This is a genomic window from Brachybacterium sp. SGAir0954, from assembly GCF_005490785.1.
Lineage (GTDB): Bacteria > Actinomycetota > Actinomycetes > Actinomycetales > Dermabacteraceae > Brachybacterium > Brachybacterium rhamnosum.
On record NZ_CP027295.1, the window covers coordinates 1,400,346 to 1,418,511 of the forward strand.

The 18,166-nt window shown below is 68.4% G+C and carries 23 protein-coding genes; all 23 read right to left on the minus strand.

Annotation, left to right across the window (positions count from 1 at the left end):
- Positions 1 to 56: 56 nt before the first annotated feature.
- The 23 genes from C1N80_RS06130 to C1N80_RS06235 all read right to left on the minus strand — a co-directional run bounded on the left by C1N80_RS06130 (position 57) and on the right by C1N80_RS06235 (position 18,164).
- Positions 57 to 836 carry a hypothetical protein gene (locus C1N80_RS06130; protein WP_137769971.1) on the minus strand — a complete coding sequence of 260 codons (780 nt, stop codon included), beginning with the start codon at positions 834 to 836 and terminating at the stop codon, positions 57 to 59.
- Positions 836 to 1,939, minus strand: coding sequence for a hypothetical protein (locus C1N80_RS06135; RefSeq protein ID WP_137769972.1), 1,104 nt, complete (start codon positions 1,937 to 1,939; stop codon positions 836 to 838). The genes C1N80_RS06130 and C1N80_RS06135 overlap by 1 nt, the downstream gene beginning before the upstream one ends.
- The gene (locus C1N80_RS06140) at positions 1,930 to 2,697 is read right to left on the minus strand and encodes a hypothetical protein (protein WP_137769973.1); all 768 of its coding nucleotides are present in this window, start codon (positions 2,695 to 2,697) and stop codon (positions 1,930 to 1,932) included. Before C1N80_RS06140 ends, C1N80_RS06135 begins: the two co-directional genes overlap by 10 nt.
- A complete protein-coding gene (locus C1N80_RS06145; RefSeq protein WP_137769974.1) occupies positions 2,697 to 5,534 on the minus strand; it encodes a phage tail tape measure protein in 2,838 nt (945 codons plus the stop codon). The genes C1N80_RS06140 and C1N80_RS06145 overlap by 1 nt, the downstream gene beginning before the upstream one ends.
- A 78-nt stretch (positions 5,535 to 5,612) precedes the next feature.
- Positions 5,613 to 5,900 (minus strand): hypothetical protein, encoded by a 288-nt coding sequence (locus C1N80_RS06150; protein WP_137769975.1) that lies wholly within the window; start codon positions 5,898 to 5,900, stop codon positions 5,613 to 5,615.
- 53 nt (positions 5,901 to 5,953) lie between these two features.
- Positions 5,954 to 6,496, minus strand: a complete 543-nt coding sequence (locus tag C1N80_RS06155) for a hypothetical protein (RefSeq protein ID WP_137769976.1) — start codon at positions 6,494 to 6,496, stop codon at positions 5,954 to 5,956.
- A 128-nt stretch (positions 6,497 to 6,624) separates the two neighbouring features.
- Positions 6,625 to 7,125, minus strand: coding sequence for a hypothetical protein (locus C1N80_RS06160; protein WP_137769977.1), 501 nt, complete (start codon positions 7,123 to 7,125; stop codon positions 6,625 to 6,627).
- Positions 7,125 to 7,310: a hypothetical protein gene (locus tag C1N80_RS06165; RefSeq protein ID WP_137769978.1), complete on the minus strand. Its 186-nt coding sequence runs from the start codon at positions 7,308 to 7,310 to the stop codon at positions 7,125 to 7,127. The genes C1N80_RS06160 and C1N80_RS06165 overlap by 1 nt, the downstream gene beginning before the upstream one ends.
- The gene (locus tag C1N80_RS06170; RefSeq protein WP_137769979.1) at positions 7,307 to 7,690 is read right to left on the minus strand and encodes a hypothetical protein; all 384 of its coding nucleotides are present in this window, start codon (positions 7,688 to 7,690) and stop codon (positions 7,307 to 7,309) included. Before C1N80_RS06170 ends, C1N80_RS06165 begins: the two co-directional genes overlap by 4 nt.
- Entirely contained in the window at positions 7,683 to 8,066 is a 384-nt protein-coding gene (locus tag C1N80_RS06175) for a hypothetical protein (protein ID WP_137769980.1), read from the minus strand. Before C1N80_RS06175 ends, C1N80_RS06170 begins: the two co-directional genes overlap by 8 nt.
- The gene (locus tag C1N80_RS06180) at positions 8,063 to 8,476 is read right to left on the minus strand and encodes a DUF6093 family protein (RefSeq protein ID WP_137769981.1); all 414 of its coding nucleotides are present in this window, start codon (positions 8,474 to 8,476) and stop codon (positions 8,063 to 8,065) included. The genes C1N80_RS06175 and C1N80_RS06180 overlap by 4 nt, the downstream gene beginning before the upstream one ends.
- Entirely contained in the window at positions 8,452 to 8,916 is a 465-nt protein-coding gene (locus tag C1N80_RS06185) for a hypothetical protein (RefSeq protein ID WP_137769982.1), read from the minus strand. The genes C1N80_RS06180 and C1N80_RS06185 overlap by 25 nt, the downstream gene beginning before the upstream one ends.
- A gap of 14 nt (positions 8,917 to 8,930) precedes the next feature.
- Positions 8,931 to 9,086 (minus strand): hypothetical protein, encoded by a 156-nt coding sequence (locus C1N80_RS15435; RefSeq protein WP_168198035.1) that lies wholly within the window; start codon positions 9,084 to 9,086, stop codon positions 8,931 to 8,933.
- On the minus strand, positions 9,083 to 9,973 hold the full coding sequence (locus C1N80_RS06190; RefSeq protein WP_137769983.1) for a phage major capsid protein: 891 nt from the start codon (positions 9,971 to 9,973) through the stop codon (positions 9,083 to 9,085). The genes C1N80_RS15435 and C1N80_RS06190 overlap by 4 nt, the downstream gene beginning before the upstream one ends.
- Positions 9,974 to 9,991: 18 nt before the next feature.
- The gene (locus tag C1N80_RS06195) at positions 9,992 to 10,483 is read right to left on the minus strand and encodes a hypothetical protein (RefSeq protein WP_137769984.1); all 492 of its coding nucleotides are present in this window, start codon (positions 10,481 to 10,483) and stop codon (positions 9,992 to 9,994) included.
- A gap of 80 nt (positions 10,484 to 10,563) precedes the next feature.
- Positions 10,564 to 11,652 (minus strand): hypothetical protein, encoded by a 1,089-nt coding sequence (locus tag C1N80_RS06200; protein ID WP_137769985.1) that lies wholly within the window; start codon positions 11,650 to 11,652, stop codon positions 10,564 to 10,566.
- 124 nt (positions 11,653 to 11,776) lie between these two features.
- Entirely contained in the window at positions 11,777 to 13,141 is a 1,365-nt protein-coding gene (locus C1N80_RS06205) for a phage portal protein (protein WP_137769986.1), read from the minus strand.
- Positions 13,142 to 13,150: 9 nt separating this feature from the next.
- Entirely contained in the window at positions 13,151 to 14,752 is a 1,602-nt protein-coding gene (locus tag C1N80_RS06210) for a hypothetical protein (protein ID WP_137769987.1), read from the minus strand.
- Positions 14,749 to 15,171 carry a hypothetical protein gene (locus C1N80_RS06215; RefSeq protein WP_137769988.1) on the minus strand — a complete coding sequence of 141 codons (423 nt, stop codon included), beginning with the start codon at positions 15,169 to 15,171 and terminating at the stop codon, positions 14,749 to 14,751. Before C1N80_RS06215 ends, C1N80_RS06210 begins: the two co-directional genes overlap by 4 nt.
- An 803-nt stretch (positions 15,172 to 15,974) precedes the next feature.
- The gene (locus C1N80_RS06220) at positions 15,975 to 16,250 is read right to left on the minus strand and encodes a hypothetical protein (RefSeq protein ID WP_137769989.1); all 276 of its coding nucleotides are present in this window, start codon (positions 16,248 to 16,250) and stop codon (positions 15,975 to 15,977) included.
- Positions 16,247 to 16,876: a hypothetical protein gene (locus C1N80_RS06225; RefSeq protein WP_137769990.1), complete on the minus strand. Its 630-nt coding sequence runs from the start codon at positions 16,874 to 16,876 to the stop codon at positions 16,247 to 16,249. Before C1N80_RS06225 ends, C1N80_RS06220 begins: the two co-directional genes overlap by 4 nt.
- The gene (locus tag C1N80_RS06230) at positions 16,873 to 17,415 is read right to left on the minus strand and encodes a hypothetical protein (RefSeq protein ID WP_137769991.1); all 543 of its coding nucleotides are present in this window, start codon (positions 17,413 to 17,415) and stop codon (positions 16,873 to 16,875) included. The genes C1N80_RS06225 and C1N80_RS06230 overlap by 4 nt, the downstream gene beginning before the upstream one ends.
- Entirely contained in the window at positions 17,412 to 18,164 is a 753-nt protein-coding gene (locus C1N80_RS06235; RefSeq protein WP_137769992.1) for a hypothetical protein, read from the minus strand. Before C1N80_RS06235 ends, C1N80_RS06230 begins: the two co-directional genes overlap by 4 nt.
- Positions 18,165 to 18,166 lie beyond the last annotated feature (2 nt).

An 18,166-nucleotide genomic window follows, 5' to 3' on the forward strand; every position in this document is an offset into this window, starting at 1 on the left:
AGGGCATGCCGAAGGGCCCCGTCACCGCGCGGTGGGGGCTGATGGTTGAGGGGCTTCTACAGGAAGGGGTCGGGCTGCTCGGACCTGGATGCGACGAGGCGGATCGCGGTCATGAGCTGCGCGACCCGGGCGTCGAGCTTGTCGTTCAGGTTCTCGTTCAGGTTGTCGACGTAGTCCCGCGAGGGCTTGCCGTTCGCGAGGGTCCACGCGTCGTCAGCGCGGTTCTTCGCCGTGTCCGCCTGAGCCATGGCCGCGTCGGCGTCGGACTGTGCGTCCGTGATCCGCGAGCTTTGGGAGGACAGGGCCGAGTCGTGGTTGCCGAGACGGTTGTCCTGCGTCGCGTTGCGTCCCTCGACGGCACCGAGGCGGGTCGCGTGCCCGTCGAGGCGGCCCTCCGCCTCGCCCATGCGGCCCTCGACGCCGTCGAGCCGCCCCTCGGCCGATCCGAGACGCCCCTCGGCCCCAGTGAGCCGGCCATCCTGCTCACCGTTCTTCGCGTCGATCCGGTCCACGTCATCGTCGTGTCCGTCGAGGCGCCCGTCCTGCTGGGTGTTCTTGTTCTCGGTGCCGGTGATCCGGTCCTCGGCGTCCTCGAGCACGTCGGGGAGGTACTTCATGCCGCCGCGGTGCCAGAGGCCGATGCCGAAGCGGCCGTCCGACTGGTCGCCGAGGACGACACGCGTGTTCTCCGCGTCGTCGCCGACGATCAGGTCCAGGGACCCCTCGCCCATGGAGATGGAGGAGTAGCCGAGGTCGCGGGACATGTCCGCGGCACGAGACGACTCGTGCAGGCGGGCGAGGTCGTCGCCGACTGTGACGCGTGGCTGCCAGACCATCAGACCTCCTCCATCTGCACGCCCACGAAGGGGCTGCCGTAGGTCCAGGTGATCTGCCCGACCCGCATCCGCCAGGAGCCGCCGTTGGGGTATGTCCAGGAGGGCTGGACGGTGACGTCGTGGACGCCGCCGATCCGCGGGAGGGTGCCCATGCGGCGCGTGTCGAGCGTCGCCTGGGTGGTCTCCCACGGATCCTGGCCGGCGGCGAGGGCCGCGTCGGTCTTCGCCTGCAGCTGTGCGTTCTTGTACTCACCCTGGAAGCGGAAGTTCCGTGTGGTGGCGATGTAGCCCCGGCCAGTCCACGAGAACTCCTGGGACATGGCGAAGCGCTGCTTGCCACCCTTGCCCGCACCCCACCCGAACGCGGACTGGATGAGCCGCGAGTAGTCGTGGGACCGGGTGAAGGCGATGATGTTCCCGCCTCGGCGTCCGTCGCCCACCTTCACGAGACGGTCGGAGTGCGAGCTCGAGATGATCGGCTTCTGGTAGGTGACCGTGCGGGTCACCTTCACCGGCACGCCGCTCGACCATGTCGCCGTCGGCACGACCCGCCACTCGGCGATGCCGAGCGCGTCGATGTCCTCGAGGATGTCCGAGTAGTACGCCGTGCGCACGGGGGTGTTCATCTCCATCGTCTTCCCGAAGGAGGGCGCGGGCGTGACGACCATCTGCGCGGACCCGGGCTGGAACGTGTTGTACGCGTCGAACAGGGCGTTCCGGTGGATCGTGCCCGCGTCGACGTTCTTGTACCTGTAGTTCTGATGGTTCGACCGGTACTGCGGGTACTTCTCCCACTCGAAACCAGTCACGGGCACTGTGACCGCATCGTGGTCCCGCTCGTGAGTCCACATCAGCCACTCACCGACGACGGTCGTGCCGTCGGTGAGGAGGAGGGTGTGCCGACCGCCGGTGACGAGCCCGAGGACCGTCGCGATGGCGCCCGAGTCACGGTCCCCATTCGAGTTCGTGTACCCGGCGAGGATCACCTCCGCGCGGAGGCTGCCGCCGCCGATCATCGATTCCGCCGACGATCCGCGCGTGAGGAGCACCTGCGTGACGACGTCACCCGTGGTGGCCTCGACGATCCACGCTTTCAGATCCACGCCGAGACCCCCTCCACCGTGCCGGTCCCGCGGTCCGTACTGATGGTGACGGTGTCACCCGTCGAGATCGACCCGAAGTCCGTCAGGATCGGAAAGACCCTCGAGCCGCCGATGAAGAGATCCTGCTGCCGGGTATCGACGATGAACGTCTCCCCATCAACGAGCGCGCGCTGCGCGGTGGTGGACCAGGAGCCGATCGTCACCTTAGGACCCGCCGCCGTCGGTCCGACCACCGTCACCCGCGGGTAGGAACGCGTGTTCCCCGCGTTCCTCACGCTCACCGACTGGTTCAGCTCGAGCTCGTCGATCGAGTGGATCAGCGGGTCAGGAAGCACCACCGTCACCGTGTACGTCGCGATGCGGTCCGTGAGCGGGGTGATACTCGCGGCCGACTTCCTACATGAGGCCTGCCGGCCGAAGCCTGCTTCCCACACCCTCAGCGACTTCCCCTGCGCCGCCTGGAAGTCCTGCATCTGCTCGAGCAGCTCGTCGTAGGTCCAGGTGTAGAGCTTCCCCGACCACGAGACCATCCGGGACGGGTAGTGCTCGACCAGATCCATCTCGCCCCGGAGGGCCCGCATGGTCTCGGTGTCCTCCGCGGTGCCGTCCCACCAGTTCGTGTCCTCGATGCTCCAACGGGGGAACTCACCCCGGAGGTGCCTGGACGAGTAGGTGATGCCCGACCAGTCGATGTCGATGCCCTGGTCGGTGCGGGCCCGGCTCCACTCGAGCACGACAGGCTGTCGCCACTCCGTCATCACGCCCCCCTGTAACCAGTGGACTCGGTGACGGTCCAGTGCTGGAACTTCTGATAGCTGATCTCGGCCACCTCCTGCGGATCGGAGCCGTTGATCGTCGGCGCGTACGTCATCGACGCCCGCGCCTGCGTAGCGCCCGCCATGGCGTTCTGCCGGGGCTGGTAGGGCAGCACGAGACCATCCGCGGCCTGCATGAGCTGGTAGCCGAAGCGGGACGCGACGTCCGAGAGGATCGCCGTGGACCGGCCACGCTTCGCGCTCGAGAGCGGGATGTACGCCTCGCCGCCGGTCTCCGGCTCAGCCCACAAGCGCCACGCCCCCGCCGGAGCTATCTGCGCGACATGGTTCTCCGCGCCGGACGCGAACGCCTTCACCCGGGGGAGGCTGACGCCGCCGTCGGCGTAGACCGTCGCGGTCCGCGTCCCGTTCGGGGACACCTTCGGCGGCGACCCCTTCGTCACGAAGATCGTCGTCACCGTCACCGTGCGGTCGATGCCATCGACAGCCCGCGACGTCTGGTGCGCCTGCTCCTCAGCTGCGCTCGACATCCACGACTCGATCGACACGCCGTCAGGGATGCCGAGCACTTCGCGTGCGAGGTCCTCAGCGGCCTTTCCAGTGATGCCGAACTGCCCCGCTGCGGAGACAAGCGAGTTGTAGGTGCCCTGCAGGGAACCCTGGATCTCCTCCTGGGACGCGCCGGCCTCACCCATCGCCGTGGCGACGTCGAAGCCCGACTGCGCGATGTCCTGGAAGGCACCGTTCGCCTCACGGCCCGCCTCGGTCGTCAGGTCGAAGTCGGTGCGGCTCTCGTTGAGCGCCTCACCGAGGCCGCCCATGTCCTCCTGGATCGCCTTGATCGTGTCGGAGACCCCAGCGATCGACTCCTGGTACGCGGACTGCGCATCACGGGTCGACATGGTCGCCAGGCCCGTCGCGAAGAGCAGCTCGAGGAACGTTTCCATGTCCTCGATGACGCCGTCGAGGGACACTCCGGTCTCCTCGATCGCGCCCTGAAGCGCCTGCTGCGCCTCAGCGGACATCTCCGAACTGCCCGCGAGTTCTTCCTGTGCGGCCGCGTTCTGCTGCGCCTTGTCCCGGCCCTCCTCGAGGGCTGCGTTCTGCTCCGCGATCGCATCGGAAGCCTTCGCGTACGCCGCCTCGGCGTTCTGCCCGGACGCGGTCACGCCATCCTGCGCGAGGGCGTACTCGTCGAGCTTCGACTTCGCCGCCTCGTAGGCGTCGCCGCCCTCAAGGACCGCTGCGGCGAGGTCAGCCTGGGAGAGGCCGATCTTCTCGAGCGCCTCCCAGTCACCCTCGTCGAGCTGGTCCGACAGCTGGGAGATGATCGTCTCCGATGTGGCACTGGTGGCCTCACCGGTCAGCTTGTCGAGCGAGTCGGCTAGCTCGTCGGTGCGGCCCTGCGCCTCGGCGACGGACTCGAAGTACGCACCGATCGCCATGGTGAGGCCAGTGATCGCGAGGCCCGCGACGGTCGCGGCGCCCAGCAGCTTCATCTTCCGGCCGACACCCTCGGTCGCGATGCCGAGATCTTTGAGGGACCCCTTGAGGTCCGCGACCGAGTTGAGCGCCTTGCCGAGTCCACCGATCGCGAGGAGCGAGAGACCGGCGATGCCGGTCCCCGTCCCGAGGGCCTGCTTCGCGGCGTCCGGCAGGCCGTTGAACGCGTCGATGAGGTTCGTGATGGTCTGCACCAGGGGACGCAGGACCGAGTCCGCGCCGTCGCCCGCGCCGATGAACGCGGTCTCGAGCGCGCCACGCATCTGCTCGAGGTCGCCGGCGAGGTTGTCCATGCGCGTGGAGGCCTGCTCGGCGGCGAAGCCCTGGTCGTCGACGGCGGTGATCCAGTCGCGGATCCCGGCCTCGCCCTCGGAGTAGAGGACGTTCGCGCCACGGATCGCGTCGGAGCCGAAGATGATCGACATCGCCGCGTTCCGGGCCTCGGGGGTGAGGTCCTGCATGGCGGTCTGCAGCTGGCCAGAGAACTCGGCGAGGCCCACGAAGTTGCCCTGCGCGTCGTACGCGTTGATGCCCAGGTCGGACATCTGCTGGGCGGCCTTCTCGGACGGGTTCGCGAGCCGCTGCAGCATCGTCTTGAATGACGTGCCGGCGTCGGAGCCCATGAGGCCAGCGGAGGCGAAGGCGGTCAGACCGCCGACGGTCTCCTCAATGGAGAGGCCCATCTGGGAGGCGACGAGGCCACCCTGCTGCAGGGCGTAGCCGAGGTCCTGCACACCGCCCTGCGCCTTACCCGCACCCGCGGCGAGGAGGTCGGCGATGTGCGTGACGTCCTCGCCAGCGAGACCGAACTGGGTCATCGCGGACGACGCGATCTCGGCGGCGTCAGCGACCTCGATGTTGTCGGACGCGGCGAGGTCCAGAGCGCCCGAGAGGCCACCGTTGAGGATGTCCGCCGTCGAGACGCCGGCCTTCGCGAGCTCCTCGATCGCGCCGGCAGCCTCGGTGGCGCTGTACTTCGTGTCCGCGCCGGCGTCGAGGGCAGCCTGACGGAGCTGGTCCATCTCGGCCTTGGGCGCCATCGTGGCGGCCTGCACCGACGACATCGCCGAGTCGAAGTCGGCAGCGGACTTGACCGCGATGCCCGCGAAGCCCGTCAGCACCGCGCCGGCACCGAGGAAGCCGTTGGACACGTCGTTGATCGAGTCCTTGTGGTTCCCGACCCAGTCGAGCGCCTTCCCGCCCTGCTCACCGGAGCGCTTCGCGAAGTCAGCGACCGACTGCTGAGCGGTCTTCATCTTCGCGACGAAGCCCTGCACGTCAGCCTCGAGCCGGACCTTCACCGAGCGGTCTGCCATCCCTGCCTCCTTCACATGCGAATCGCCTCTGCGGGCAGTGGCAAGAACGTGGTCGGTGGGATGAGGGGGACGAGAGCGCTACTCGCGCTTGACGGCGCGCCACAGCAGCGCCTTCGGGCGCTTGTAGTCGGCGGCCTTCTCCTGCCACATGAGCATTGCGTCCGTCCGGTGACAGCGGACCGGCGGAGCGCCCTTCCAGGCGAACTCCGCCTCCGGTGACTGGCACTCATCGATCGGACCGCCACACACGGGGCAGAGCGCGTCCTCCCACGCTGCCAGCGCGACCATCCAGTCACGCTGCTCGTCATCCCACTCGACCTCACGGGTCGTGGTCGTGACCCCGTCGACCGTGGTGGACGTCGTCACCGGCTCCCACCCCTGGAACCGCTTCAGCGAGACACCGAGCGTGCGAGCTGCCTTCAGCTCTCGTCGGAGCGCGCCATCACCAGCGACGCGCCCAGCGATTTTGGGAGGCGAGCCGCCGCCTCCCCGAGGTTCAGGCCGAACGCGGCGCGCTTGAAGTCGCCGTACTGCCCGGTCGTCATCTCGTCGGCGAGGGGCGCCCACTTCTCCGGGGCCCACTCGACGGGCTCACCATCGGGGCCGGCGACGGAGACGATGGAGACGGGGATGACCGCGTCGAAGATCGTCTCCTCGTTGAAGCCGAGCGCCTCGTCGCCCTTGTCGCCCTTCCGCGGCGGGTGCTCCGTCTTGAAGCGGGACCACTCGCGGTGAGACAGGGCCGTCAGCGTGAAGGTGACGGTCGCGGCCGCCATCTCCTTCTCGAGCTGCGTGATCTCGCGGGCGACCTCAGTGACCGGGCCGCCGCTGAGGCGCTGGTCGATCGTGGGGTCCTTCGCGAGCTCGGTGCGGCGCGCCTCGAGCGTCTCCCACTGGGATCGCTTCTCGAGGTCGAGGCACAGCTCGACGCCCTTCGTGGGGCGGTTGATCTTGAGTTCCATGGTTCCCCTACTCCTTCCCCTACGGCGGCATGACGGTGGGCGGGGCGCGTAGGGGGACGCCCCGCCCACCCGAATGTGGGCATGAAGAAGGGGCCCCTCATGGGAGCCCCTGGGACATGCGGAAGTGGTCAGGCCGCGAGGGTGACCAGCTGCGACGGGCCGTTCGGGAACGTCGCCCAGGTGGAGCGGAGCACCGAGTTCGCCTCCGGGGCGATCTCCGTCTTCACGCCCGTCAGGAACGGGATCACGCGGACCTTCTGGCCGGCCGCGAACGGTGCGTCGTACGGTAGACCGGAGCGGTACACGGCGTACCGCTGCGCACCCTCGGTGAGCGTGTCCGCCATCTCGTTGTACTCGTCCTCGAGCGGCGAGTTCGTGTTGTCGATGCCGGTCAGCGCCAGCGTGGTCGTCTTCCGGCCCGGCAGGTTGAACGTCTCCGTCGAGCAGAGGCGCTCATCGGTGATCGCCGCCTGCTCGACCGCGTAGGCGAAGCCGTCCGCCGTCAGGTAGCAGGAGATGTCGACCGCGGCCGTGAGCTCAGCCAGGGTGGGGATGTCGCCGGCGACAGCGGTCGCGATGACCACCTTCACATTGCCGTCGGCCGGGGTAGCGGGAATCGCGTTGGGCATTACGCCTCCTCATCAGGGGTGTCGCCACCAGCCGGCGGCAAGGTCTTCTTGAACTTCGGGGGGAGTGGAATGCTCGTCGGCTTCTTCCGACCGACGAGCTTGAACCGCCCGCTCTCGATGAACGGGTCGTTCTCGGGGGTGGAGATCTCGTGCCCCACCTCCGTGCGGACACGGACGTACCTCATGCAGCCCCCTTCGGGATCGTGACGGTGAAGTGCAACGGCAGGGTCGTGTACTCCTGGCCGTCGCTCGTGACCTCCGGCTCGCGACGCACTGGGCCCCGCGAGACGAGCTCGATGCGCGACAGGCCGTCGAGCACACGAGACCCCTCGAGGACCTGCTCGACCGTGTCCGCGTCGGCCTCGATGTACTGAGCGCCGAGGTCCACGACCGTGACGCCGAACCGGAACCGACGCGCCCCCTCCTCGCGAGAGAGCGACCGGATCTGCGTGGGCTGAAGCGTGTACACCAGCAGGTAGGGGAGTCGCGCCTTGTTCGGGACGTCGCCGGTGCCGTAGACGCGCGGCTGGGTCTCCTCGAGGAGCGCCTTGATCTGCTCAAGCACCGCGCATCACCTTCTCGAGCATCTGCTCCATCGCCGTGACGAGGCGAGGCTCCTCGTCGGCGAGGCCCGCCTCGACGTCGAGGACGGGGGCGTTCTTCCGGGACCCGAAGTAGAGCAGGTTGCCGAGGGCGCCCTGCATCCGCTCCTTGTCCGGTCCGACCTCGTAGCCGACCCCCGCTCCCGGCGTGGGGTCGTAGGAGATTGAGCCGTGGAAGTGGCGGGCGGAGCCGGTGAGTTGCTTCGCGTCCTCCGCCATTCGTCTCTTGACGTTGAGGGCGCCCTTCTCGAGCACCTTCTCCGCCTCGCTGACGACAGCTCGAGGGGCCTTCCCGAGGTCGGTGGCGAGCCGCCGAACCTCGCTCACGTCGATGCTCATGCCACGATCTCCTCGCAGTTGAATCGGCGAGCAGTGCGCCACGACTTCACCGGATCCACGCGGACCCGGAACCGTGCCCCCGCGAGGTTCCCGTCACGAGAGCTGTCGACGACGAACACGTCATCGACGAGCACCGTGACGGTCTCCGACGCGGGGATGTGCACCTCGAACGTCGCGAGGGTGCTGGTGCCGCCGCCGGACTCCGGCTGAGACGGGTACGACTGCTGCGACTGGACCTTCCCCCGGCCCGACCACACCGTCTCCATCTCAGGGACCGTGTCCCCATCGACTCGGACGGTGCGGCCGGTCGGCCGATCAAGGCGGAGCTCATCGACCATCAGCGACTCGGCGAGCTGCTGCCCCCGGATGGTGGCCTCAGCGATCCTCAGAGAGAAGTCCACGGGTACCACTCATCCGTCGGGGGAGGCAGAGGCGCGATGGGGCCGGGGAGGCCGGCGTCGGTGCGGATCGTGAACGCATCCGAGGCGAACCCAGCGGGCTCGAGCTTGGCGAGTTCGTCGTCCGTGAACCAGGCGCCCGACAGCGTCTCCGACGCGAGCGTCTCGGAGACGGTCGCGTCGTCGACGGTGTAGGAGAACTGCCGGCGGCCCTGCGGGTTCTGCAGACGCCGGAGGACTGCAGAGCGGATAACCCGCCCCACCCGTTCCAGGAGCCCCTCCTCAGGCGGCTCCGCGAGCCGCTCGGTAAGGCGCAGGTACGGGAGGTCCATCAGCTCGTCCCAGGCGTCAGACAGCCAGGCGGGGATCACGCGCTCCTCGTCGGGAGTGAGTGCCCGGAAGAAGCGCTCTCGCACGTCCTCGAGCGTGACCAGGTTGTCCGGCATGCTCATGGGCACTCACCCCTTCACTCGGAGTCGGTGGAGGTCTTCCGCCGACGGGACGTAGGAGCGGGCCGCTCCTCGGCGGCGGGGCGCTTGAACCCCGCCGCCAGGAAGCGCTCGACCAGCTCCTCGGGGACATTGACCAGCTTCCCCGTGCCGCTGTTGATCAGCTGGATCACGCGGCGTCCGCGGTCAGCTTCACGAAGTGGGCGGGATCGCGGACGATGAAGCCGATCTCGACCTCAGCGCGGATCGCGAACATGTTGCGCTGCCAGAGGTTGATCTGGGTGCCGCCACGGTTGATCGTGGCCTGGTCCGAGATGCCGACCTTGATGCCCTCGACGGAGCCCCAGATCGCGGAGCGCGCGAAGTCGCCGGCGATGCCGGTGACGTCGGGGGTGGCGGTGCCGTCGAACACGGCGGAGGTCTTCAGCACGTCGCGGCCGAAGATCGAGCCGATCGCACCGGAGTCGGTGCGGGCGTCGCGGAGGAAGGCGTAGTTGCCCTGGCCGTCCTTCGCGGTCATGACGGTGCCCTCGAGCTGCGGGGACACGAGCCAGTGCGACAGGTCGCCGCCGGCCGCCGCGACGGTCGACAGGACGGTCGCGAGGTCGTCGACGACGTCGGCACCGCCGACGGCCACGGCAGCGGAACCGCCGAGGACGTCGAAGCCGGAGCCGGGGGCGGTGCTGCCCAGGATGGTCTGGTCGAACTTCTTGCCCAGCGCGAGCGGGAGGCGGCGCGCGAGCTCGGCGTACAGGCCGGGCAGGTCGCGACGGAACTCGTCGGAGAAGGGCTCGATGACGGCCAGCTTGTAGGGCGTGAGCACCTTCGAGGAGACCGTCGCGTTGGAGACGGGCTTCTCAGCGGTCTCCGCCACCCAGTCGGCCTCGGCGTCGCCGGTGATGATCGGGATGGTCACGCCGGTGCCCGGGATGTTGATCTGGCGGGCGGCCTGCATGAAGACGGAGTTGTCCACAGCGGTGGACCAGATCTCCTGGGAGATCTCGCGGGGGAGGTTGGACGCCACACCGGCGGAGGTGCGGTTCAGGTCGATGCCTGCCATGGGGGACCCCTTCCAGGGTTAGTTGTTGATGCGCTCAGCGAAGAACTGAGCGAACTTGTCAGCGGTCGATCCGCCGCTCGAGGCGCCATGGGCGCCCTGGGACGGGTCGGGGGCCGGAGTGCCCGGCTTCGCGGCCTCAGCGATGGCCGCCTTGAGCTGCTTCGCGGAGTCACGGATGTCGTCCTCCGTGGACCCGGTCAGGTACCCGATCAGCCCCTCGGGGATCTGCTCGGACACCGCGACACGGTCACGAAGCGACGCCTGCTGCGCCGCCTCGTACTTCGCGGACAGGGCCTCGATCTGCTTCTGCATCAGCTCCGCCTCGGAGAGCGACGCGTTCGCCTTCTCCTCGAGCTGCGCCTCGAGCGCCTTCACGCGCTTCTCGGCATCAGCGGCACGCTTCCGCTCCGCGTCGAGAGCCTTCTTGCCACCCTCGCCCAGCTGCTCCGCAGGCTCGCCCTGCTGCTCCTGGGTGGCCTCGGGGGCCTCGGTGGTCTGCTCGTCAGCCATACGGCACTCCTTCTACTGCAGGCCCCCATCGCAGGGGCGGTTGCCCCACCGGCATCGCGCCAGCAGGGAGGTTCATGTGGTCAGCGGGCTCGCCCGCCGTAGAAGCCGAGGACCACGACCTCGAAGTCGCGTTCCACTCGGCGTCGGATGTCGTCCGTCAGCGGGCCCCGCCCGAACGGGTTCCGGCCTTCGCGGACGGCGTCCCAGTTCGCGCCGGCGTCGAAACGGTGCCGCTCGGCGGCGGTCATCGTCGCGCGGGACATCGGGTGCCGGACGCCGGTCCTCCGGGCCTGCTCGACAGACCAGCGGGCACCGACGCGCTTCCCGCCTCGGCCCATCTGCCCGTAGCCCTCACGCTGGCCTCGGATCACGCCGTCGGGATCCTGCCCACCGGGGAGCACGTAGCGGTGCTGCTCGAGGAGGCGAAGCGCCGCGTCGCGGTTGCCGCCGGCGCGCTCGTAGATCCCGTCAGGTGTGAGTCGAGCGGTGCTCCCGCGGTAGATCCCTCGACGGCGAGACGTTGACGCCGTGGTCGTCATCCCGTCGGACGCACGGCCACGCCGCGCGTTCTGCACCTGGAAGATGTCCGCGCCGTCGCGGATTGCCTGCGCGTTCCCGGTGCCGAACAGTCGTCCCTGGTCCTTCTCGGACAGGGAGTTGAAGTATTCGTAGGGGTCCATCACGAACCCCTCGTCGCGAGCCCACTGCTGGGACTTCGCGGGGATGTGGACGCAGTCGCACTGCGGGTGCCGCTGGAACCCGTCGTTCCAGCGGAACCAGCGGCCCGCCAGGATCGCGCATCGGGAGCACGACGGCGGGTTCAGCATCCGCGTGTACCCGCCGGTGAAGCGGGTCGCGTTGAGCGCCGTCGCGGCCTTCCGCCCAGCATCGGACACGAGGCCCCGGACGATCTTCTCGAACTCGCCACGCACCGCACGGAGAGCAGGCGCCGGCGCAGTCCCCGACGCGATCGCGGCCTTCGCGCGAATCGCCGGCACGTAGAGCGCGCCCTCGAGGTCGCCGCCATCGGACGACGTCCCGGCGAACGACTCCGGGTCGACGAATGCGGCAGGCAGCTGGTACTGCCCCGTCGCCACGGCCATGTCCCGGTAGGACGTCACGGCCGACTCGGCAGCGCTGATCTGCGCCGACGTCACCGCGACCGTCACCGCGGGGAGCAGCGGCTCCCACGTCTCCGAGATCGCCGAGGGGGACACTTCGCGCCACGCGGCGAGTGCAGCCCTCAGCGCGTCACGCTGGTACGACTGCACTCGCCAGTAGTGGTTCGCGACGTCACGAGGAACCGTCTGCCCCATCAGTGACCTCCACGCTCAGCGGCTTCTCCGCGATCTGGAAGTAGTCCAGGGACTCCTGATCGAAACGCTCACGCTCGGTCCCCTTTCGGGCCTCGGACCAGCCGAGCTCGTCCCATGCGCCCTCGACAGACAGCACGGGCTTGCCGCCCGTGAGCTTCACGATGGCATCGGCGCGCGCTGCCGTGGTCGGCGTCGCCGCGTCGTGCCACTCGGTGCGGATCGCGTTGCCCGCGGTCCACTCGCCAGTGCGGAACCGCTCGTAGAGAGCGCCGACCCATGCCCAGGCGTCACCGAACGCACGCTGCTTCCGCTCCGCGAGCTTCACGTGCGGCGCCTCAGCCGAGCGAATCGCATCAGCCGACGCCGGATTCGACGTCGTCAGGCCGAGGTATGTCGCCGGCATCTTCGTCACCGACGCGACGAGCCCCGCGTAGTGGTTCACGGTGTCGTGGAAGTTGGCGAGGTCCGACGCCGAGAACTGCCCGAACTTCGCGTCCTTGTTCGCCGTCGCCATGATCGCGGTGAAGTACGACTCCCACACCGCCAACGGCTGCCCATCAGCACCGACGAAGTCGCCCTTCGAGATGCCGGCGACATGACGCGCGGGGATCGCATGCGTCTCCGAAGCGACCTGCAGGTTGGTGAGAGCTCGAGCGGCCGCATCGGTCAGGCCGATCACGTCAGCCATCTCCGAGACCCCGCGGAAGTCGCCAGCGCGCCGCCGGTTCACCAGCATCACGATCGGAACCCGCCCGAGACGATGGTCATCGCGGCCGGTCTCGCGCCACTTGCCGCCGCTCTCATCGCGCTGGAACCAGGTCGTCACGTCAGGCTCGTACAGCGTTGCGTGCATCGGCTGACCAGTCGTCTCCGAGACGCCGTACACCCGCAGAGCACGAGTGATCCTGCGCGTCTTCGGGTCGATGTCAGCCGTGATCTCGCGAGGCGACTCGACCGTGACCAGCGGGTGCTTCGGATCCTCCGGATTCGCCCCGACGCACACGAAGGAACGGCCGTAGACCAGCGCGTCGATGTGAGCGAGCGACGACTCCGAGTCCAAGTTGTTGTACGCCCAGCCCTCGAGCACAGCATCAGCCCGCTCGCCGGACGGCAGGTAGAACGTCTTCACGTCCAGCCGCGCCTCGAGCGCATCGACGGTCAGCCGAGGCCAGTTCACCGCCGTCTCGAACGATCGCAGTGCCGGCGGGACCGCGAGGCCCATCTGCCGGAGCCGCTGGGAGCCGTTGTAGTAGCGGTCCAGGTGCTCATCCTGCGTCCACAGGTGATCGCGGAGGATCATCAGGCGGTCGAGAGTTAGCGTGACCTCAAGGTCGATAGCCATGCTCACCCCTCATCGGAAGAAGATCAGTCGGTTGTCTTCGGCGGCACCCCAGCCAGCCTGGATCGCGTCGAATCGCGCCTCGTACGCGAGCGTCGCCCCCATGACGGAGTCGATCTTGCGGTCGGACTTGTCGTGCTCCTTGCGGACCAGACGATGGATGCCGCGCTGCCGCACATAGGCGTTCCGGAAGTGCTCCATGAACACCGGATCACCCGAGTGCCACACCGACCCGTTCATCAGGTCCGTGCGCAGACGATCCAGCGCGCCGCCGATCGCCGTGTACCTCGAGGTGTCCCACGCCATCACCGTCTCGTCCCCGAACTCCTCGGAGAGCTGATCGATGTCGGACCGCCACTCGTGCGGGTCGAAGTACGCCCGGGACACCTTGTACCGGCCGAACGCCTCACGGATCGTCGCCAGGACGTCAGCACGAGGGACCTCCCACCAGGCGCCTGCAGGGCCCGACGGCTTCGACCAGATCCCCAGAGGGAACAGGTAGCCATCGGACATGCGAGAGCCGATCAGGACCGTCGAGTCGTCGTTCAGCGAACCGTCGAAGCCGAGGGAGATCTCCTCGCCCGGCACGATCTCCTCCGCACGCTCCTGACGCTCCACGATCGCCGCAGGGATCCACGCGTCCTTCGAGGACAGCGGCCGGTTCAGGTAGTACCGGGCCGCCGTCTCCTCGTCAGGGCACGAGCGGACATCCCGCATCGTCCGGTAGATCCGCTCGAGGTCCATCCACTCGGACGCAGCGCCGTACACGTACTTCAGCTGCCGGAGCGTGTGGTCGTGGTCCTCGATGTCGACCTTGCCCTTCGCCTCACGGTGATCGACCCACACCTCGGGCGGGAGCTCCTGCTTCCGCCACATCGTGAGGGTCTCCTCGAAGATCGATCCCTCACCCGGCCGGTACGCCGTCGAGGTCTGCATCATCCAGGGCTCCGCAGCCTTGCGCTTGCCGAGGTTCCGTCGAACCGTCCCGTACATCGCCTTCAGCTCGCGGAGCGTGTACAGGTGCGTCTCATCAGCGCACGCCCACGTTTCCTTGCCGCCGTCCTTCGACGCGGCACCCGAAGTCGATGCACGGATCTCGCCGCCACCCTCGAGGTACAGGGCACTCGACGTCTGCCAGTTCCGCAGGTGCGAGTCCAGCGTGTACACGTCAGGGTGGTGCTCCTGGCCCCATTCGCCGGCGATGAACGCGATGTTCGCGAACGTGTTCCCCGCCTGCGACTCCTCCGTCGCCAGGCACTTCAGGAACGGGGAGACGATCTTCCGGCCCACAGGCTGACCGTTCTCATCCCAGTGCGAGAACCGCGCCGGCCCGAACGCCTCGAAGCAGCCGATGAACCCAGCCACCTCCGACTTCGCGCGCCCCTTCGGACGCGACAGCACGGCCTCGTCCATCACGCGGCGGCCCGTCTCCGGATGGATCCGGTACGCATGCGCCAGGAACTCCCACATCTCACGATCCAGGACCACAGGCTCACCCTGCACATCGCCCGGACCATGGCAGGTGTACGCCTCGATCCACAGCCCAGCCTCATAGCCGAGTGTCGGGAAGCCGAAGCCGAGCGGGTCGAACGCCGGATCAGAGTTCCAGGTCATCCGAACCGGTCCGCCAGACTCACGACCTTCGACGCCGAGGTCCCCGACGTCTTCGGAGCGTACGAACCACGCCCGCCACCACGCTGCTGAGGCCGAACACCCGCCGCATCCGGCAGACGCAGCGAGGCGAGGAGCTGCTTGAACACGTTCTGCTGCTGCCGAGCCTCAGAGAGAGCCCCATCGACACGGAGCTCGATCACCCGAGTGTCCTCGTCGTCGAGATCCACCCGGGACATCAGATGCGCCCACGCACCCTCACGCCCAGACAGCTTCTCCTCGAGCCGATCGAGACGATCCGCGCACCGGCACGCCTCCTCGAGCAGCACCCGCTGCATCGGATCGAGGTCGTGCTCCTCGGTGATCTCCCGCCACAGCCGGCGCCCTCGAGAGCCCAGCCCCTTCGGTGCGGTGACTGCCACGGCGACCACCTCCACCTCGAGTGCTGGACGGCCGCGGCCGGCGATGTTTTCAGGTCTGTGGACTGCGAGACACCTCCCCGGCGGTCCGGCGTGCTGCCGCCGTCGGGGTATCCCCCCTGGTCAGGGGCTTGCGGTACAAGGTTGGTACAACGCTGTGACCTGCGCGTTCGCTTGAAGAGAGTCGCTTGAAGAGTTGCATCACTGCAGGTCAGAGCGTTGCGCTGTGTCGCATGACGTGTGCATCGGTGCTGTTCAGCGTGTCGGGTGGCTGGCTTGGCCTGCTGCGCTGAGGTTGCAGTGCTCGTGTTCTGGGCCTCGGATGATGGCGCGGTTGTGGTCGTCGTGTCCGAGGTTCCATGGTTCGTCTGCGGTGATGGGGTGGCCGCACCGCCAGCAGGTGGCACGTCCGGTGGCTACGAGTGGGGCGAGGGCTTGGCGGGTGCGGTCGTAGTCGCGGTCGTAGCCGCGTGCTTGCCTGGTGCCTCGTGCTCGGTCTCGTGTGCGGGTGTGGGTGGGGCACCGGGGGGTGCCGTGCGGGACGGGGGTCGGGCAGTCCGCTTCGGCGCATGGGTGCTTGGCGCGGGGCATGTGCACCTCCCCGTTCGTTGGGCCCGCCGGCCCCGCCCGGGGTTGTCTCTCCTCGGGCGGGGGGCGGGTTGGCGCTGCGCTGGTTCCCCTTGGGGTGGATGGGTCTTCCTGCGCGCGCGTCCCGCGAGCTGGTGTGCTCGAGCGGGGGCATGAGAAAAGCCCCGGACCGGTGAGGTCTCAGGGCTTCTGGGCGCACTACGTGCGCGAACAGTGTCTCACACTTCGTCGTCGACTGCACGCACCTCTTCGTCGATCGACTCGGTGATGTGGATCAGCGAGTCGGAGGGCTTGGAGCGGGTGCCCCGGAGGTCGGCGATCTGGTCCTCGAGCACCGCGACGGCGCGCATGATGTCGTCGGCGAGCTCGGTGATCTCGACAGCGGCAGCATCGGGGCGGTTGACATCGATCAGGCGCTGCGCGAGCTGGTACGCGATGGGGTTCCGCTTCGGGTCGAAGTCCCCGGTCTCGAGGTACTTGGGGTCGAGGCTCATGCGGTTCTCCTGGCGTCGAGGATGTCGCCGGCGCGGTAGCGGCCGGGGGTGGACTCGCTGATCTTCCCACGGTGCCGCCATGTCGTGAGGGTCGATGGGTTGATCCCGAGATGGGTGAGATCGCGGCGGGTGAGTTCGTGCTCGGGATTCTGCTCGAGCGCCGCCCACACGTCGTCGACGGACCGGAGGGGTTCCGGTTCGGGGGCGGGTGCGTTGCCGGTGAGGCGGGCGAGGCGCCACCAGAGGGCGGTGATGTCTGCGGTCCAGGCTTCGGCCCAGGGGGACTCGAGGATGCGTTGGGTCTCGTCCCAGAGGTAGCGCCAGTGCTCGGCCCAGGTGGCTCGGGCTGGGGGGACGGTGCCGTGGTGGTCGTGAATAGTGTGGCTCCACTCCTTGATGACCTGATCCGGGTGCGGGAGGTCGTCGCCGTGGGTGGCGTCGGGTGCCCAGGGGGCAAGCATGGCGAGGGCGTCGCCGCCGGGGATCCGGTCGGTGGTGCCGCGGATGCCGGTGAGGTCCATGGAGTAGCCGGTGATGGTGAGCATGACGTCGGAGAGCTGGCCGCGCCACTGGCGGATGTTCTCGAGTCGGTCGCGCATGGTGCCGATCTGTTCGAACGTGGTCATGGGTGGGTCTCCTTCTTGCGCTTGGCGAGCTCTGCGCGGATCTGGGCGATGCGCTGTTTGGCTTCTGCTGGGGGTAGGGGTGTGGAGCACTTGCGGCAGTCGTGCTGCCACTGGTCGGGGTGGCGGGGGCATTCGCGGCCGGTGGGGATGCGGCGTGCTGCTCGGGCTCTGACCCAGCGGGACACGTCGGTGGGGCGGAGGTGCCAGCGTTTGTCGTCGAGGCCGTGCTTGAGGAAGTGGTCGCGGGCGGCGTCGAGGCCCTCCTTCGGGAGGCCGGCGAGGGCGTGGTGCCATTGGGTGAGGCGGTCGCGGTTCGCGGCTCGGGCTTGCTCGGTCTGGGTGGTGGTGCCGCCGAGCTGCCAGGGTTCGACGAGGCGGGCGGCGATGAGGGCGTTGACGTACTGGGTGAGCCATTCGCTGGTGACGGGGGTGCCTTGCCACTTGATGACGCCGCGGGTTCCGTCGGCGGCGCGGACGGTCTCGGTGGGTGCGTTGGGGGTGGTGTCGAGCTGGTTGCCGATGGGTTGGGGGTCGGTCACTGGGTGCCTCCGAGGGCTTGCATGTCGTAGTGGGCTTGGACGAGGGCGTCGCGGGAGTCGACGTCGCGGTTGGGGCGGTGGCTGCTGTTGCGGTCGGGGCGTGCGTTGCGCAGCCAGTTGCGGAAGCGGGCGTCCCAGTCCTTGCCGGTTTCGCCCTTGCCTGCTGCCCAGTCGCGCATCTTCTCGGCTTCGAGGTCGCAGTCGACGTTGCGTTCTGCGGCGAGGAGTCGGTGTGCATCGGTGGGTGTCCAGTCGTCGGGGAGGGGGGTGGCGCGCTTGCGCGCCTCACTCCCCGTAGGGGAGTGCTTCTCCCCTTCTCCTCTTCTCCCCTTCTCCCCTTCTCCAATGGGTGACCCTTCGCGAAGGTCTCGCGAGGGTGTCGCGACGGTCTCGCGAGGTTCGGCGTCGTCGCTGGTGGGGAGGGGGTAGCGGGACTTCGCGGCCTTGTCGATGCGTTGGTGCTTCGTCCAGGCGGTGATGTGGAGGTAGGGGCGTCCCTCGAGGGTGTAGCGAGTGATCTGGCCGCCTTCGGAAAGCCTCGCGAGGCTTCGCGAGACTGTCGCGAGGGTGTCGCGAGGGTCGTCTTCGAGGGGGAACAGGTCGGCCACGATGAGCTTCTCCACGTCCCGGCCGACGCCGTTGTCGTCGACGTAGGACCAGAGACCGATGAACACGAGCCGGGTCGTCCAGTCCATCGCTGCGATGTCCTCGGAGGACCAGAACTCGGGGCGGATGCTGCGGATGCGCACAG

Coding starts and splice junctions, on each gene's coding strand:
- C1N80_RS06130 (WP_137769971.1), bottom strand. CDS start 836: ATGGTCTGGCAGCCACGCGTCACAGTCGGCGACGACCTCGCCCGCCTG.
- C1N80_RS06140 (WP_137769973.1), bottom strand. CDS start 2,697: ATGACGGAGTGGCGACAGCCTGTCGTGCTCGAGTGGAGCCGGGCCCGC.
- C1N80_RS06145 (WP_137769974.1), bottom strand. CDS start 5,534: ATGGCAGACCGCTCGGTGAAGGTCCGGCTCGAGGCTGACGTGCAGGGC.
- C1N80_RS06155 (WP_137769976.1), bottom strand. CDS start 6,496: ATGGAACTCAAGATCAACCGCCCCACGAAGGGCGTCGAGCTGTGCCTC.
- C1N80_RS06160 (WP_137769977.1), bottom strand. CDS start 7,125: ATGCCCAACGCGATTCCCGCTACCCCGGCCGACGGCAATGTGAAGGTG.
- C1N80_RS06165 (WP_137769978.1), bottom strand. CDS start 7,310: ATGAGGTACGTCCGTGTCCGCACGGAGGTGGGGCACGAGATCTCCACC.
- C1N80_RS06175 (WP_137769980.1), bottom strand. CDS start 8,066: ATGAGCATCGACGTGAGCGAGGTTCGGCGGCTCGCCACCGACCTCGGG.
- C1N80_RS06185 (WP_137769982.1), bottom strand. CDS start 8,916: ATGAGCATGCCGGACAACCTGGTCACGCTCGAGGACGTGCGAGAGCGC.
- C1N80_RS06190 (WP_137769983.1), bottom strand. CDS start 9,973: ATGGCAGGCATCGACCTGAACCGCACCTCCGCCGGTGTGGCGTCCAAC.
- C1N80_RS06195 (WP_137769984.1), bottom strand. CDS start 10,483: ATGGCTGACGAGCAGACCACCGAGGCCCCCGAGGCCACCCAGGAGCAG.
- C1N80_RS06205 (WP_137769986.1), bottom strand. CDS start 13,141: ATGGCTATCGACCTTGAGGTCACGCTAACTCTCGACCGCCTGATGATC.
- C1N80_RS06210 (WP_137769987.1), bottom strand. CDS start 14,752: ATGACCTGGAACTCTGATCCGGCGTTCGACCCGCTCGGCTTCGGCTTC.
- C1N80_RS06220 (WP_137769989.1), bottom strand. CDS start 16,250: ATGAGCCTCGACCCCAAGTACCTCGAGACCGGGGACTTCGACCCGAAG.
- C1N80_RS06225 (WP_137769990.1), bottom strand. CDS start 16,876: ATGACCACGTTCGAACAGATCGGCACCATGCGCGACCGACTCGAGAAC.